We start from the raw sequence: 17,494 nt of genomic DNA on the forward strand, positions 1-17,494 counted from the left end.
TAAATTTATAGAAAATAGGGGGAAGAATATGAAGAAGACATTAGCTTTATTGTTAACCAGTATTTTAGCCATTTCACTTGCGCTTGCTGGCTGTTCATCATCAACATCGAAAGATAAGGATGACGAAAAAGGCGGCTCAAGCGAGGCAAAGGGCGGCGGGGTTTTAATCTACGGTAAAGGCGGAGATGCGGTTTCACTTGATCCTGCTATCGTAACGGATGGCGAGTCTTATATCGTCACACAGCAAATCTATGAAACACTTGTGAAATACGGAGAAGACAATACGGAAATCGAACCGGGTCTTGCAGAGTCATGGGAAGTTTCCGAAGATGCGAAAACTTATACGTTCAAGCTGAAAACAGGCATTAAGTTCCACGATGGCACGGATTTCAACGCGGAAGCGGTCGTTAAGAACTTTCAGCGCTGGGCAACAAGTAAGGATGAAGCGAAATTTGCTTACTATGCTTCCATGTTCGGTGGCTTTGAAGGTGACGAAGGCCACGTGATTAAAGAAGTAAAAGCTCTTGATGATAGCACAGTGGAATTCACACTAGTACGCCCACAAGCACCATTCTTGAAAAACGTTGCGATGTCACCATTTGCCATTGCAAGTCCAACGGCAGTTGAGAAAGATGGAGACAATTTCGGCAAGAATCCGTCTGGAACGGGTCCTTTCAAGTTCAAATCATGGAAACCAGGCGACACGATTGAAGTCGTGAAAAATGAAGACTATTGGCAAGAAGGATTGCCAAAACTTGATGGCATCACGTTTAAAGTCATCAAAGATAACTCGGCTCGTTTGAATGCAGCAATCAAAGGTGAAGTCGACCTAATGGACGGATTGAACCCAAGTGATATCAGCAAAGTGACAGGGGACAAAAACCTTCAAATCTTTGAACGTCCATCCATGAACGTTGGCTACTTTGGATTTAACGTTGAAAAAGCGCCATTTGATAAAAAGGAAGTGCGTCAAGCCATTTCCCATTTGATCAACAAACAGGAAATCATCGATAACTTCTTTGAAGGAACGGCTGAGCCTGCGAAGAATCCAATGCCACCATCCGTCTCTGGATACAATGATGAAATTGAAGACTATGATTACAACGTAGAAAAGGCAAAAGAACTTTTGAAAAAGGCTGGTCTTGAAGATGGATTCAAAATGGATCTATGGGCCATGCCGGTACCACGTCCATATATGCCTGATGGACAAAAAGTCGCTGAAGCCATTCAAGCAAGTCTGAAACAAGTCAATATTGAAGCCAATATCATGACGTATGAGTGGGCTGCATACTTGGAAAAAGTACAAGCCGGTGAAGCTCCATCATTCATGCTTGGCTGGACTGGTGATAATGGAGATGCCGATAACTTCCTTTATACATTATTGGATAAAGATACAATCGGCTCGAACAACTACTCTCGCTATGCAAACGAAGAAGTTCATAAATTATTGATTGAAGCTCAATCTACTGCAGATGAAGCGAAACGTAATGAGCTATACGGAAAAGCACAGGAAATCATACATGAAGAAGCACCTTGGGTACCACTTGTACATTCGTTGCCACAATTAGCTGGTACTAAGACAATCAAAGGATTCGTTCCGCATCCTACAGGTTCTCAGTCTCTAATTAACGTGTCAATCGAAAATTAATTGTACGGACCGGGGGGTATGAATGTATGCTCCCCGGTTTTGTCATGTGAATTAAAGATTTAAAGAATGAAGGGCGATTAAAAGCCCATGTGTAAAAAAAGGCAGGTGAGTGTTTTGTTTTCCTATACCATAAGACGTTTGGGTTCTCTCATTCCGGTGCTTCTCGGAATGGCGTTTATTGTATTCATGATGATTCGGGCGATACCGGGAAACCCCGCCCAGGTAATATTAGGGCAGCAGGCAACGAAAGAAGCCGTCGCTGCCATGACAAAGGAGCTTGGTTTGGACCAACCATGGTTCATTCAGTTCTGGGATTACTTAATTGGCCTGTTAACAGGCAATCTGGGGGTTTCTCTAAAAACGAATACCCCTGTTTCAGAGGAAATTTGGCCTTACTTGACGGCCACGATGGAATTGGCCCTGATTGCGATGATCATTGCGGTCATCATCGGCGTAAATGCCGGAATCATCTCGGCATGGTTCCAAAATTCCTGGTTTGATTATACGGCCATGATCGTCGCCTTAATTGGCGTATCGATGCCGATATTCTGGCTTGGTCTTATGGAACAGTATCTCGTTGCGATTCAGTGGGACTTGCTTCCAACAACGGGACGGGACAATATAAGAGACCCTGTGGAAGCGATAACGGGCTTTTATTTAATAGATACTCTTGTTTCCGGTAGATTCGATCAATTCATTGAAGTGGTGAAACATCTTATCTTACCGGGAATTGCACTTGCAACCATCCCGATGGCGATCATTGCGAGAATGACACGCTCATCCATGCTAGAAATCATGAGGTCCGATTTCATCCGGACGGCTCGCGCGAAGGGCATGAAAATGTTCTGGGTGGTTTATAAGCACTCCCTGAAAAATGCTTTAATTCCAGTGGTCACCGTTATCGGTCTGCAAACGGGTCTACTATTGGGTGGCGCGATTTTAACGGAAACCATCTTTGGATGGCCGGGTATTGGAACATATATCTATGAAGCTATCCTTTACCGGGATTATCCGGTCATTCAATCGGGAATTCTCGTCATCGCCTTTTTGTTCGTCATGATTAACTTGATTGTGGACCTTTTGTATGCAGCGATTGATCCTAGGATTAAATATAAATAGGGAGGATATCTCATGGCTGAAATTGTTACGAATACACCGCCGATCATTCCCCCTCAAGAGGTAGAGGAAAAAGCCATTTCTCCCTGGAAGGAAGGTTGGAAAAGCTTCAAGAAAAATAAGGTAGCCCTGGTTGGCCTCGGCATTGTCCTATTTTTCATTATACTGGCTATTTTCGCCCCGCTTATTGCACCCTATTCCTACGAAGGGCAGAAGCTCAGCGATAAACATTTGTCCCCTTCGTCAGAGCATTGGTTTGGCACGGATGAATTCGGCCGCGATATCTTGAGCCGAATCATCTATGGCTCTCGCTTATCTCTATGGGTCGGCTTTTTATCAGTGGCCGGTTCTGTAGTGGTCGGATCTTTCCTCGGCATCATTGCCGGGTATTATGGCAAGTGGATCGATACGATCATTTCGAGGCTTTTTGACATTGTACTGGCGTTTCCGAGCATCCTGCTAGCCATAGCGGTTGTTGCCGTATTGGGACCATCCCTGCGCAATGCACTCATCGCGATTGCAATCGTCAATGTGCCTACGTTCGGTAGACTTTTGCGATCACGGGTTCTGACTGTAAAAGAAGAGGAGTATGTAACGGCCGCTAAGGCGATTGGTATGGGGGATGGTCGGATTTTGATTCACCACGTCCTGCCGAATAGCCTTGCGCCCATCATCGTTCAAGGGACTTTAGCGATCGCGACCGCCATCATTGAGTGTGCAGCGCTTGGATTCCTTGGGCTGGGTGCACAACCACCTTCACCTGAATGGGGAAAAATGCTTGCTGATTCGAGACAGTTCATCATTCAGGCGCCTTGGACCGTTCTATTCCCAGGGATCGCCATCATGTTGACCGTACTTGGCTTCAACCTGATGGGCGATGGCCTACGTGATGCATTGGATCCAAGAATGAAAAACTAAAGAGGAAGAGGCGGTGATTTTCATAATCACCGCCTTTTTTATGCTTTGATATTTTCCATAATCTCTTAATGATGACAGGTATTGAAAAATAAACATATTATACTAGAGTCTTCTAGGAAAATAGTGACTATTATCTCTTAAATTCATGATAAAGGGTGTGATACTTTTATACCTATAAGGAAAATTATAGAAAATTCTAATTTTATAGGAGGAATCGTTCATTGATTAAACGCATTTTGCCCATTCTAGCAATCTTTCTATTAGTATTTACAGCAACGGTTTCCGCTGCCAATCTTCCTGATCCTTCGATTGGAAAGAATGCGGGACAGAAAAATCAGGAAAGTATCCTGAAGTTGAAGAAAGAAGAGACAGATAAGAAGTACAAAACCGATGAAAAGGTCAGGGTTATCGTACAGATGAAGGAAGCCCCGGCCATTGAATATGCCTCTAAGGAAGGTAAACGATTTAAAGACCTTTCTAAAAGCAAAAGGGAAGAATTAAAGTCTAAAAAACTATCAGGCCAGAAAAAAGTGAAAAATAAAGTAAAAGAGAAGAAGATAGCTTTAAAGGAATTTGAAAGTTTTACGACAGTCTTGAATGGGTTCAGTGCAGAGCTACAATATGGAGAAGTCAAAGAAGTGGCAGCTTTGCCTGAAGTGGCTGAAGTACATATTGCGAATGAATATAAACGACCTGTTGAAAAACCGGATATGGTATATAGCAAGGAACTGGTCCAAGCCCAGGAAGCTTGGAGGGAGTACGGCTATACGGGGGAAGGGATGGTCGTAGGAATCATTGATACCGGGATTGACCCATCTCACCGTGACATGATCCTCAGTGATGCTTCAAAGGCGGAACTGACGAAAACGGAAATCAGTGAAATGATACAAGCCAACCAGTTACTTGGAAAGTATTATACGGAAAAGGTCCCTTACGGATATAACTATATGGATGACAATCAAGAAATCCTCGATCTTGCTGAGGGAGCTTCGATGCATGGGATGCACGTTGCCGGGACCGCAGCGGCTAATGGGGATGAAGAGAATGGCGGCATTAAAGGGGTGGCCCCTGAAGCCCAGCTTTTAGCTTTGAAGGTGTTCGGGAATGACCCTGCTGTGAAGACGACCTGGGGGGATATTTACATCAAGGCCATTGATGATGCCATTATTCTTGGGGCAGATGTCTTGAACATGAGTCTTGGTTCGACGGCAGGCTTCGTCTCAGAGGAAGATCCTGAGCAACAGGCCGTATCAAGGGCCGTGGAAAATGGAATCGTGATGTCGATTTCGGCAGGAAACTCTGCCCACTTCGGAAATGGGTTCGCGAATCCATGGGCAACGAATCCAGACATCGGCATAGCGGGTTCTCCGGGACTTGCCTATGATTCGCTTCAAGTGGCATCGATTGAAAACAACTATCTTGATTTAGATGCTGCTACCTATCAGTTGAACGGGCAGGAAGGGAAAGCACCGTTCATGTCGGCTTCCAGTGTACATCCTAACGCTTTAAAGGAAAAGACGCACGAACTAGTCGATGCAGGCCTTGGAACCCCTGAGGAGCTAGCCAAGGTGGATGTCAAAGGCAAGTTTACCCTTATCGAGCGTGGGGGAATCACTTTTATCGAAAAAGCGCAAAATGCTCAGAAGGCAGGAGCAACAGGTGCCATCATCTATAACAATGCCGATGGATACGTATCCATGGCAACAGAGCCTAGCATAACGATTCCACAGCTATTCATGCTTAAATCGGATGGTGCGAAGCTGCAAGCCGCCTTATCGGAAGGTGAAAAAGTGACACTCACTTTCAAGGGGGATAAGGTGAAATCAGCTAATCCCGAGGCTGGGAAAATGAGTGCCTTTACTTCATGGGGCGTCGCGCCGAACCTTGATTTCAAACCGGAAATCACAGCGCCGGGCGGACAAATCTATTCGACATTGAACAATGATGAATACGGCATGATGAGCGGTACATCGATGGCGGCTCCTCACGTAGCGGGAGGCTCTGCCCTCGTATTGGAAAGAGTCGATAAAGACTTGAATGCAAGAGGGTTCGACCGGGCAAACCTGGCCAAAAACCTAATGATGAATACCTCTCGACCTGTAACCGATCAAGGCATGGTCAATGCTGCATTTGGATGGGATATTCCCTACTCGCCGCGCAGGCAGGGAGCCGGGATCATGCAATTGAATTCCGCGTTGGCTACGCCGGTGGTTGTGACCGAGGCATTTACGAATGTAGCGAAGGTTGCATTGAAAGAGGTAGGAAACACGTTCGCTTTTACTTTGAAGGTTGAAAATATAAGTGACGAAGCGGTCAAATATGATGTATTGGGGAATATCCAAACAGACTATTCGATTCAGGGACAGTTAGGTTATGCAGCCAATCAATTAGAAGCACAGGAAATTCAGGATGCTACGATAAAAATCAATAACCGTGAACAAGAAGAAATCACTATACCTGCAAAGAAATCGGTCAACATTGAAGTGAAGGTGGACCTGTCCAAGGCTAAGGTGCTTGGGGACGACCTCCAGACGCCAGTCGCAATCGATAAGGTCTTTCCAAATGGGTACTTTGTTGAAGGGTTCGTGACACTGAAAGACCCGGCAGACAATAATCCAGAACTGAACGTTCCATATGTAGGGTTCAAAGGAGAATGGGACAAGGCACCTATCTTGGACGGAACGAAATATGATGAAGAATCATACTACGGCATGGCTGGGGCGGTATCAACTGCAGGTGAAGACTTTACCTACCTGGGTTATGAGCCGGTTGGAAAGATATTTGACCGGAAATATATCGCGATCTCCCCGAATGGTGATGGAGCGCAGGATGATTTCATCCCGATTCTATCATTCTTGAGAAATGCGAAAAAAGTAGAATACAACATCATGGATGCTGCGAAAAAATCGGTCCGGACAATCCGTACGGAGAATCAGGTGCGGAAGGACTATTATGACGGCGGAAGCGGGACGGCCTATACGTTAGACCCCGCCCGTAAATGGGAGGGCAAAATCAATAATAAGCTCGTTGCAGACGGTGAATATATCTATGAAGTCAAAGCAGTGATCGATTATGAGGGAGCTAAATGGCAGACGTTTGAGATCCCTGTCAAAGTCGATACAGTGGCACCTACGGTCAAGATTTCAAAAAATGGCAAGGTGGTCACCATTGAAGGATCGGATAATGCCAAAGGGTCAGGCTTGGCGTATTACGATGTACAGATAGACGGGAAATCAATCATAACAGAACCGCTAGCTGCGGATACAAAAGAATATACTTTGCCGGATGTGAAGGGTGAGAAAGTACAGGTTGTTGCCATAGACTTCGCAGGTAATGAAAAGACAGATGAATCGGACTTGACTCAGGATACGGAGCCGGTTGAAAAAGATAAAGCGGCCCCATCCGTCTTTATCACGAGTCCTGAAGTGTTGAGCGTGACCAATACGAAGAATGTGACGATTACGGGGTACATTAAAGAAGCATCTGGCATCAAGGAATTCAAGATCGACGATAAAAATGTCCCAGTGAAATATAATGAAGAGAAGAAACAATACGAATTCTCGTATAAAAAGAAATACAATGACGGCGTCCAAAGCTTCGTGGTTAAAGCAACGGACATAGTCGGTAATACAATTTCCTTCAAACGGATGTTCATGGTGGACACAAAGAAACCAAGCTTGAAGGTCAAAGGAGCACCCCTGATGGTAGGGGCCAAAAAACCGAACCCGAAAGTGGATGTGACCGTCGAGGACAACTTCGATGAAATCCGCCTTTACTTGAATGGAAGTGAAGTATTCTATCATGAATTTAAAGAACCATACAAAATGCGTTCTTTTAAAGAAACGATAGAGGATGTTGAGTTGCCACTTGAAGTGGGCAACAATACATTCGAATGGAAGGTCACGGATATTGCCGGAAATGAGACGAAGAAAACGACCTACATCTATAAAGCGAAACGATAATAGAATGGCAGTTCCCTTTTTACAGAGGGGGCTGCTTTTCTTATGTTTAGGCTGCGTATACACCCTTTCACACGTTTGATGGATTATTACGTTGCTTATAACGTAATCCATGAGAAGCATTCTTTTTTTGAAATAGAGAAGGAAAATAAAATGATGATACCGAAATAGGTATATGGAACTAAATAAGAGGAGGAAATCGATGAATTTTAAAAAAGGTCTGACTACGAAGGAATATGGTCGTGGTGTTACAGTTAAATATGAAAATTATGATAGGTCACTAGCAAAAACGAGTTTCTTTGATGCACTTCAACTTGCTAATTCTCCATTTGAAAAGGAACCCCGGCACGATTCGTCTTATCAAGAATATCCGCTTATTCCGGATGTAACCCTTTCGCTTTTTGAAAAGGATATGGCTAAGACTTCGATCACATATGATCCCCATAGAGAAAAGGTCATCATTGAAGAACGCTCAGAGAGATATTTGCCCAATAAAGGTGAAGCGCTTACAACGGCATTGGAGCATATCATGATCAGTCATGGAAATTACCAATCTTTTTTTATAGTCAATCCGAAAGATTGGAACACAAAAAGAAAAACCACCCATAGCTTGAAACCCGATTAATCAGGAAAGCTATTGAGTGGTCTAACTAGCAAAACTTAGTGAAGAGAGACGAGGTCCTTGATTTCATCAGTGGAAAGTTCTGTGATCCAGTTATCACTACTGATGATTTCATCGTTCAGCGCCTGTTTTTTGTCGAGCATCTGATCGATCTTTTCTTCAAGCGTCCCGGTACATATCAATTTATGAACGTGAACGAACCGCTGTTGCCCGATGCGGTAGGCACGGTCAGTGGCTTGATTTTCAACCGCAGGATTCCACCAGCGATCATAGTGAATGACATGGTTTGCCGCCGTTAAATTCAGACCTGTGCCCCCAGCCTTCAACGAAAGGATGAAGATGGGGAAATCGCCATTTTGGAAGCGGGTGATCATATCATCACGCTGTTTCTTGTTCGCACTTCCGTTCAGGAAGGGAACTTCAAAGCCATAGCGTTTTTCGAGCAGTTTTTTCATCATGTTCCCCATACCGATGTATTGGGTGAAAATGAGGCAGCTTTCCTCCTGCTCGCGGACAGCATCCACGATTTCCGTTAGCTTCTCAAGCTTCCCGGATCGGCTAGCTGCCATCATGATGTTTTCCTTTTCAGTTTCCTTTAGATAAAGGGCAGGGTGATTGCAGAGCTGTTTCAGTTTATTCAGCATCTGCAGAATGATCCCTTTGCGTTCAAAGGTGGACAACTGCTCGATGTCTGCAAAGGTATCCTTGATTAGCTGTTCATATAATGAAGCCTGCTCGGTGGTGAGCGGCACGAATTCTTTTTGTTCCTGCTTATCAGGCAGGTTCAATGCGACCTCTTTATCCCGTTTTGTCCGACGAAGCAGGAAGGGCTGAATTAAGCGTTGCAGCTCTTTGATTTTATCTTTTTGTTCTTCCCGCTCGATGGTGGTCACGTATTTTTCCTGGAATTGACCAAGCGTTCCCAGGTAGCCTTTGTTAATGAAATCAAAGATGGCCCATAACTCGCTTAAGCGGTTTTCCATAGGTGTACCCGTTAAGGCGATATGATGACGTCCATCAAGCTTGCGGACCGCCCTGGATTGCTTCGTTTGGGCGTTTTTGATATTCTGTGCTTCATCAAGGATGACGCTGCTCCAATGGATGGAGGACAATTCCTCCACATCTTGGTGGGTCAGGCCATACGAAGTCAGGATGATGTCGTGGGTAGCAGCTTTTTTAATGAACGCATCACCCTTGGACCGACTCGAACCGTAATGAAGGTGAACCTTGAGTGATGGAGCGAATTTTTCCAGTTCCTTCTGCCAGTTGCCGAGTACCGATGTAGGGCAGACAATCAACGCTGCCTGAACAGGAACATGCTCAGGCGGGTTGGTGATTACTTCGACCTCATCGGCGCTTTCCGTTTCACTTTCCTCATCGACAATGATGGGTTCGCTCGTTTGCACGTTTTCTTCATGGGTAGGTAGCTCCTTGTCAGTCGCTTCGGCATTCTTGACATAAAGGAGGTAGGCAATCATCTGGACAGTTTTCCCAAGTCCCATATCGTCGGCGAGACACGCGCCAAAACCATATTCCCTTAAGAACAGAAGCCAGCTCATGCCCAGTTTTTGATAGGGACGTAAATCACCTTGCAGTGTCCCAGGGACTGGCATGATCGAAATGTTCTTGGTTTCCCGCAGTCGTCCGACCATTTTTCTAAGCTCCTGATTCAATTCGAATTGAATTCGGAGCATTTCGCCGTTTTCCGGGTCATCCTCGATTTCTTCCCCTTCACTATTTAAAAGCTCCTGTTGCAGCAAATCGGTCAGTTGGATGCCTTTTTCATTGGCAGTTTCCATCAGGTTCTGGATTTGCTTGATGAAAGCGGGGTCGAGCTTGACCCATTGGCCGCGGATATAGACAAGCCTGCGTTTCTCATCGACGAGCTCCGCGAACTCGGACTCAGTGAGCTCCTTACCATTCAGGGAGAATCTCCAGTCGAAGTCCATCAATGCTTTCAGCCCAACGTAGGAAGGGCCGCGATTCGATTGGCTCTTCACTTTTGCCTTCACTTTGAGGGAGGATTCCTTCAAAGCGACCCACCAGGATGGAAGGAGGATTTCGACACCGAGAAATAGCAGCTTTTCGCTTGCATCGGTCAAAAACTCCCAGGCATCGATTTCGGATAGCTCGCTTTTTAACCGGCCCTTTTCCCCGATCCATGGGACGACAAGCTGCCAGCGTTTCGTCGCCCGTACGACTTCACTTGCGTACTTATTCCAGCCACGCGGCAATTTCTTGCCAGTATACGTTTCGATGATGCTTTCATCTTTTTTAGAGCGAAGCGTGACGTCTAGCTTCCATGGGCCATTTCCTTCAGGTGGTTCGGTTAAGCGTAGACCGATGGTGAAGGGTTTAGGATCCGGGTTAACGCCAAGCCATTCCTGCCAGCTGTCCTGATCGAAAAAGGCCTGCAACTCTTCCGGAGAAAGCCTTGAATCCTTTAAGGCCCCAACTGCTTCGCTCCATTTATTGTGCATCGGCGAGTAGGTCTTCAAATACATATTAGCGGCGCCATTATACCATTTCTCGATAAAGGTCCGATTGGTTTCCACTTCAGGTGAAGGGAGGTCCAAAGGAATCTCCTCTTCCCAAAAGGAAGGAAGGAATTCTTCTTCGACCTCTTCCGGCAGTTTCCAACCGATGGAGTCCAACTGTAAATTCGTGAAATCGGGCACAGGAATCCCCGCTTCAATCGATTCATGAAGTACGGGGGCTGCGGATAGGCATAAGGATGAGAGCTCGGACCATTCCCATTCTATAAAGGAGTTAAAGCTTTCCTTCGCGAAAAAGTTCAGCAGTCCCCAGGCATCAAGAATGAAAACAGGGTTTTCGTTTATTGTATCTGTCGTCATTTTTGTGCCATAAAAACTGGCGTCATCCCAGTTGAACAGCAGTCTTCGAATGTAACTTGTATTGAGGAAGCTATTCTCTTCATTGACGACACCAAGGACGTAGGATCCATTTTCGAGAGCCGCTATTTTGATTTTTAATTTTCCTGTATTAAACATCGATTAGCTTTCCCCTTTTTAATTCTTCTTGAAAAGCGCGCAGTCGTTTCGTCGAATCGACTACATATTGCATATACCGTTCGAATACCTCTTCCTTTTTCATCTTTTTATAGATGGTACGCATCTTTTTCAAATAACGGACTGCCTGTTTATAGGCTGGCCTGTTTTTCAAGGACACTTTTTCCTGTACCGCATGATAATAGAGGGGAAGCATCACTTCCGGATCCTTTGAGACGACTTCCTTGATGGATTCAGTGCTTATTAAGTCAATGCTGATTTCGGAGTAGATATGCATCTCCACCCATTTTTTATATTGGCCCTGTTCAAAAAGAAAGTTCGCATAGTTCCAATAGCTATGGGGAAGGGTAGCCCGAAAGAATTTCTCAAGCAAGTCATTCCGCTTCAACTTAAAGCAACAGCTTGTGATCAGGGTCGTGAAGGTCCGGACAAAATCGACCCGCTGATAATAATCGGATAGGTCAATCAAGAATTCCTGAACATGGGCGTTGATGAATTCAATGAAAGGAATGGCCCGGGTACGGTCCTCTGAATCGGAAAGGAACTCCAGCCAATAAAAAATATACGGACACGCTTCCTTCTTCAATTCGTGGAGAAGCTCGATCGCTTGTCGGTCCTGGTTCTCCATCAGAGATAGGTGAATCGTAGCCAGGGTATAGGAAATGCGCTCCGTCGTGCCTGCATATTGCTTGGGCAGTTCCTCCTGAACCCGGTTCAGCTCCTCTTTACGCCACGAAGACGTGGTGAACAGGTAGCTCCAGATTTCCCGGTAGAGGTCGATTTTTTCATACTCCAGCCCTTCGCTGCCATCCAGTAGCTTCGCTACATCTTCCTTAATGCTAAAGACGAAGGGATCGAAAGCAAAGGGACGGGCCTGTCTGCTCAGTGGCTGCACCGTCTCATGAAGCTCTTCGGCCAAATCGGCGGCGAGCGCATAAAAGACACGGACCGCTTGGGTGTTGCTTTTATGTAGCTGGATCATTCTCATAGTCAGCTGCAACGTACAAAAATGGGTCACAAAATGATAAAGCAGCTTCCATTCCCGTTCCATCGGGGTTTTGGAGCTGAGACGTTTAAAGAAAGTCTGTATATGATTCTCAATCATGTAAGGCGGTTCCTCTATATAAGGCTCCACTTGCTCAGTGAAGGTATCGTGCACGAATTGCTTCCATGATGGATAGCTTTTTTCTAAAATGATGGATTTCTCCTTTGTATGTTTAAATATTTCACTTGCCCGCTTTACCTGCTGCAAAGCCTGGGTAGGTGTGGATTTTGGCGCGTTCCATTCGCTAACCCAATCGGACACACTGGCGTGCTCGGAATATCCGGAGAAGAATACGGCCATTTGGTGTCGGCAAATAAACCTGGAATCGCAGGTGCAGCTTCCATCCTGAGGGAAAAGCAAATTCAGCCTTGCCTTAAAGCGCGTGCCATCCTGCACCTCCGCGGTAATCAAGTCTTCCGCTTCCTCTTTCAGATCAACGAGCCCCTGGCGATATAACTGAAGACCCTCATTCACAACAGCCAAATCATCCGCGTCACCGGCCTCCAACAACTCCGCCAGCCGATCCCCAACAAACAACAACTCCCGCTCCATACTCTCCTCCTTTTTGGGGTCACTTTTAGGGGTCAGACCCCATTTCCCAAAATTATATTTTTGTATTATCATTGATATATCAGTACTTTAACAACACCGGATGGGGGTCAGACCCTATTTCCCGGCATAGGAAAGGATGATGTTCATGCCTCGTAGACCGAGGATATGGTACCCTGGTGCGATGTACCATATTACTAGCCGCGGCAACCGCCGCAGTGATATTTTTTTAGACGACAAGGATCGCCTTCGTTACCTGCGTTATTTAGAGGAAACGAAAGAAAGGTATTACTTCGAACTCCATAGCTACTGCCTCATGACGAATCACGTGCATCTTCTCCTCGAAACGAAACAACACCCGATTAGTGATATTATGCATAAGCTGAATTCCCGCTATGCCATCTCCTTCAATAAACGGCATGACCATGATGGTCACCTCTTTCAAGGCCGTTACCATTCCGTCTTAATCGAATCGATCGAGCAATTCACTGCCACGAGCCGTTATATCCATTTAAACCCTGTACAAGCCAATATCGTCAAAAACCCCGCCGATTATAAGTGGAGCAGCTACAAAGTCTTCCAAACAGGAAAACCAAGCAAACACGTCAACCCCACACAAATCCTTCATTACTTCCAAACCCCACAGAACTATGAAACCTACGTCATGCGGGGGTCAGACCCTATTTCCCAGACTTAACAAAAATCAAAAAACCTTTGCCAGTCAAGGGGTATGGAGTATTCGGTAAGGGGTCAGACCCCATTACCCGGCACCCATTTCGAGGTCATCTCTTTATTATACTTCATTTGGGCTTGGAATTTGAAATGTTGTATACAGGTTTTGGAATATGTTTGTGGTCGGAATGTGAAAAGCCATTCCCGGGTTGGGAATGGCGAGAGTTTGACAAGCCTTACTGGTTTTTCTTTTGTCTTTTTAAACTGTTAAGCTTATTTTGGATAAACGTGATAAAAACTTCATTCTTTTGGAGAGTAAAGAGAAATTCAGATTTTTCTATGAAAGATATGGCAGATTCGTAGTCTTCTAGTAGTTCAAAATTATATCCAAGGTGATAATATAAGTCAGCTAAAGCATACAATTGATCATTAGCTAAGCACCATTTTATTGCTTCACGGCAATAGTTAATAGATTCTTCATATCGTTCTAAACGTGTTAATACTCTACCAAAATTATAGGTTAAACGAGTTCTTAACGTCTTGTCTGTCAAAAAAGGAAGGGCTATTAAATGGTCCAATGCCTTCTGAAGTAGGGAAAACGCTTTATCATATTGTTCTTCATCCATATATAGTACACCGAGGCTACTTAAGATCTCTAGTTCTCGTTCAGAAAAAATTTTATCTGTAGTATGGGTAAGGGCAATAGCCTGTTTAAACAAATCCGTTGCCTTTTCTAGATTCTTATTTTTTTCATATTCATAGATGCCCTTGTGCCAAAGAATCAGTTGATGATTCTTTTTATTTTGGATGAAAAGAGGATTCTTTTCTTCCATCTTCACGATTTGTTGCATTTCTTCATAATTTCGGGTTCTTCTAGCTATTTTAAGCTGATGTATAACTTCCTCAACATAATCTAGCCGAGGGGTCATTCCAATATCGAAAAAATAGTTCACATCAACGCCTAAACGTTGAGAAATTAGGTAGAGAGTAGAGGCATAGGGATATACATCTCCCTTTTCAATTTTACTGATTTGAGCCTGCGTACAAATTCCCGATGCTAATTCCTCCTGTGAAAGCCCAATCTGTTTCCGTAGTTCTTTAATTTTTTGTCCAACAGCGAAAAAATCCATATTGATTCTCCTTAAAATATGCCTAGAGTTATATTTCATAACGAAAAATCGGTAAAATGGCCAAGTATCTTTGTTTAACGGTGTAAAAAGATTTCTAAGTAGAAATTTGTAGTATTAAAAAGTGTGGTTAAATATAACTATAGAATTTTTTTCTATATTAACCAATATTTTTTACCGAAAAGAGGAGGAATGACCTATGAAAAAAAATACTAAGGCATTAGCGATCTCTTTACTTATTATCGCTGCTTTTGTAATCGCTCCTACTGAATTGCCAGGTCTTCATGAATTGCCAGGCTTACATGTAAAAAGCTAAAAATTGATGTTTTTCAGACATCTTCTTCAGGAGGTGTCTTTTTTTTGCCTTTATCTAAAATATTCTTTCAAGCATATGCCTTTAGTTATATTTATCCATGATTTGTCAATATAAGGGGGCATAGGAAGATGTGGAAGAAACGTGAGGGGCTATATGAACACATGGATGCATGTAGAAAGTTTGCTATAGTAAGAATAACAAAACAGAGAGAGGTGGAAGAATGATGATTGATATTAATATGAAAGTTCAACCCTCTTTTTATGATGACGAATGTGCCATTGTATTTTCTTTTTACTTTGATAGGGCTGCCAAGAAGGTTGGGGAAGCTGTGGTTTACACATGCAAGAAATCAAATGAGAAAAAATACAACCAGGATGATATAGATACAGATGAACTCCTTGACCCGAGTAGTCAAGAAAAAATCGCTTATATAAAAGAGTTTTCCATCGTGGATGAATACCAGGCGAGCTCTATGAAAAAAATTCAACACTTTTTGGACGTAATTGGCATTCAAAATTGCGTGGGGCAAGATCATCAGAAAAAAGTTGCGTATTAAGAACGTAAAGAAGCTCATGACATCTCATATGTCATGAGTTTTTGCTTGTTAATTGGGAGTTTTGTGCATTGTTTTTCATTTTTTTTATGAATTCGCTCATCCGCTTCCGGTCGTTTGATTCCGTAGGTTTTACCCGTTCTAATAACTCGAAATGGTATTTTTTCGTATCAGATTTCACGTTGTCGCCCCCTTACCAAATTCTTCTTATTATTTTGTACCCGTTTTGTGGTTGTTTAAACCAGAAATTACCTTCCGTCAATAAGGAGGGGAGGGTGGAAAATAAAAGCTTGTCCGTTTTCTTACCATATTATGCTTCGTTTTTATTTGATAGAACTGGGGTAAGTGAATAAGAGCACGTGAATGAGAACCGGAGAACCCCGGTCAAGGCGGAGGCAAAAATTATGGCTATGAGTAATGAAAAAAACGACCGTACCAAGCGCTCCTTCCAACAATTTATTTTTCCGTTCATGCTAGAAGGAAATAAAATCGAAGGGTTTGTCAAACGGTTGCTTAAGGATGACTTTGTCTTTTTGGACCTGGATAATATGGACCTGCAGGACGATTTTTATGGCGATCATAAAGTTTCCCATCGTAACTTGGAGCAATACTTTATGCCGAATATTGTCCCCATTTTGTTTCCGAGCAGTTCAAAACAGAAAGAGGGCATACGCCGTTTCTCGAAGAAAATGGATCTGGGCTGCACGTTCCGTTCGCCATTCTTAAAAACGGCTTTTATAATCAACTCCATTGATATCTACATTTGCCCGTTTCATATCGGGATGATTAATATCCGGGTTACATTGCCTGAGAACCTTCCTTATGATGATGTCCTTTATTTCACGGATACGTTCCGGATTCTCGAACCCATTGCGGAAGATGAAATCGAGATGAAGGTCGGCTGTAGGAATAATGAGTATGGATACGTGAAAGATTTCATCTTTGAGGAGTTAATCCCTCCTGCTGAGAAATATATTGATGACGAAGAAGACCACACATCCTACTTCGGAAGTTTGCCTTTCTTCGTGGATGAACGCATGTTTGTCCTCAGTTATACGAATCTCCCGAAGGATCGGGAAATTAACAAATCGGATTTATACCGAACGAGTCAGTTAAATGGATATGATAATGATGGAGAACCCTATGTCGGCGCCCTGAACCCGAACTATATTGACAAGTATTACAAGGAGAGGGTGTACGATCGTTGGGGGGAGGAAACGTATTATGTCACGAGCGAGGGGCATTTTGCCTGTGTCACAAAAGCGACAGGCAAGCTAGAGAACCAACTTGCGAGTGAAATGTACGGGCAACACTTCTATTCCATGCTGCTTTACTTCTATTATAAAATAGTCCTGTTGAAACTGGCTCATGACCATTCCCAAATCGATGTGGAAAAAGACCAGTCGGATACGGAATTGTTAATCTTCATGATCACCGAGTTTTCGGCGAAGTACTTATTTGCTGAAGTGAACAGCACCTTCACAGGGAAAGAGCTCTTCAAAATGACGAAAGAAGTATTCAGGATCGAACCGCTCTATCAAGAAGTGAAAGAAACGCTTTCCTACTTGTACCAAAACCAAGATAAGCTTTCCGGGAAAAGTAGTAATTACCTGCTGCAAATCCTTACCATCTATACGGTCATCTCCGGCATATTCGGGATGAACCTGTATATAGAGGATTGGCAAAAGAAATTGACGTTGGAAGATTATATGAATTACACACTGTATGAATGGGTCGCTGTATTGGTAACATCATCCGGCCTGATCATTTCCTTTGTCATGGGCTTCTTATTCTTGAAAAAATGGCTTCAAGAACAAAAAAGCCGGAAAAAGAAAGTGCTATAACAATCAAGTCCTGCGCATATGTGCAGGACTTTTGTTTGTGTTAATGATCCTAAATAGTAAAAAGAGGGAAAGTGTCATTACAAATTTCCCCTTTTC

The 17,494-nt window shown here is 43.8% G+C and carries 12 protein-coding genes; 8 read left to right on the top strand and 4 right to left on the bottom strand.

Annotated features, from left to right (window positions below):
* The first annotated feature begins 28 nt into the window (after positions 1–28).
* The 5 genes from ACQKL6_RS00855 to ACQKL6_RS00875 all read left to right on the top strand — a co-directional run bounded on the left by ACQKL6_RS00855 (position 29) and on the right by ACQKL6_RS00875 (position 8,266).
* Positions 29–1,648: an ABC transporter substrate-binding protein gene (locus tag ACQKL6_RS00855; RefSeq protein ID WP_402954819.1), complete on the top strand. Its 1,620-nt coding sequence runs from the start codon at positions 29–31 to the stop codon at positions 1,646–1,648.
* Positions 1,649–1,762: 114 nt separating this feature from the next.
* A complete protein-coding gene (locus ACQKL6_RS00860; RefSeq protein WP_402871314.1) occupies positions 1,763–2,767 on the top strand; it encodes an ABC transporter permease in 1,005 nt (334 codons plus the stop codon).
* A 12-nt stretch (positions 2,768–2,779) separates the two neighbouring features.
* Positions 2,780–3,682 carry an ABC transporter permease gene (locus ACQKL6_RS00865; protein WP_402870427.1) on the top strand — a complete coding sequence of 301 codons (903 nt, stop codon included), beginning with the start codon at positions 2,780–2,782 and terminating at the stop codon, positions 3,680–3,682.
* 221 nt (positions 3,683–3,903) lie between these two features.
* Entirely contained in the window at positions 3,904–7,644 is a 3,741-nt protein-coding gene (locus ACQKL6_RS00870; protein WP_427650259.1) for a S8 family serine peptidase, read from the top strand.
* 199 nt (positions 7,645–7,843) lie between these two features.
* The gene (locus tag ACQKL6_RS00875; protein ID WP_402954813.1) at positions 7,844–8,266 is read left to right on the top strand and encodes a hypothetical protein; all 423 of its coding nucleotides are present in this window, start codon (positions 7,844–7,846) and stop codon (positions 8,264–8,266) included.
* A gap of 35 nt (positions 8,267–8,301) precedes the next feature.
* Here ACQKL6_RS00875 and ACQKL6_RS00880 read toward each other — a convergent pair whose 3' ends face one another.
* Entirely contained in the window at positions 8,302–11,274 is a 2,973-nt protein-coding gene (locus ACQKL6_RS00880; RefSeq protein WP_427650261.1) for a DEAD/DEAH box helicase, read from the bottom strand.
* The gene (locus ACQKL6_RS00885; protein ID WP_427650262.1) at positions 11,267–12,889 is read right to left on the bottom strand and encodes a hypothetical protein; all 1,623 of its coding nucleotides are present in this window, start codon (positions 12,887–12,889) and stop codon (positions 11,267–11,269) included. The genes ACQKL6_RS00880 and ACQKL6_RS00885 overlap by 8 nt, the downstream gene beginning before the upstream one ends.
* A 145-nt stretch (positions 12,890–13,034) precedes the next feature.
* On the opposite strand from ACQKL6_RS00885, the gene ACQKL6_RS00890 reads away from it, so the two are divergent.
* Positions 13,035–13,583, top strand: a complete 549-nt coding sequence (locus ACQKL6_RS00890) for an REP-associated tyrosine transposase (RefSeq protein ID WP_402954803.1) — start codon at positions 13,035–13,037, stop codon at positions 13,581–13,583.
* Positions 13,584–13,794: 211 nt separating this feature from the next.
* On the opposite strand, the gene ACQKL6_RS00895 is transcribed toward ACQKL6_RS00890, so the two are convergent.
* A complete protein-coding gene (locus ACQKL6_RS00895; RefSeq protein ID WP_402954800.1) occupies positions 13,795–14,688 on the bottom strand; it encodes a helix-turn-helix domain-containing protein in 894 nt (297 codons plus the stop codon).
* Positions 14,689–15,224: 536 nt separating this feature from the next.
* Here ACQKL6_RS00895 and ACQKL6_RS00900 point away from each other — a divergent pair.
* Positions 15,225–15,557: a hypothetical protein gene (locus ACQKL6_RS00900; RefSeq protein ID WP_402870447.1), complete on the top strand. Its 333-nt coding sequence runs from the start codon at positions 15,225–15,227 to the stop codon at positions 15,555–15,557.
* A gap of 31 nt (positions 15,558–15,588) precedes the next feature.
* On the opposite strand, the gene ACQKL6_RS00905 is transcribed toward ACQKL6_RS00900, so the two are convergent.
* Positions 15,589–15,735: a hypothetical protein gene (locus tag ACQKL6_RS00905; protein ID WP_402954797.1), complete on the bottom strand. Its 147-nt coding sequence runs from the start codon at positions 15,733–15,735 to the stop codon at positions 15,589–15,591.
* 223 nt (positions 15,736–15,958) lie between these two features.
* Between ACQKL6_RS00905 and ACQKL6_RS00910 the strand changes: the two genes are divergently transcribed.
* Positions 15,959–17,398, top strand: a complete 1,440-nt coding sequence (locus ACQKL6_RS00910; RefSeq protein WP_427650265.1) for a hypothetical protein — start codon at positions 15,959–15,961, stop codon at positions 17,396–17,398.
* Positions 17,399–17,494: the final 96 nt, after the last annotated feature.

Source organism: Peribacillus sp. NPDC097197 (assembly GCF_050278025.1).
Taxonomy (GTDB): domain Bacteria; phylum Bacillota; class Bacilli; order Bacillales; family DSM-1321; genus Peribacillus.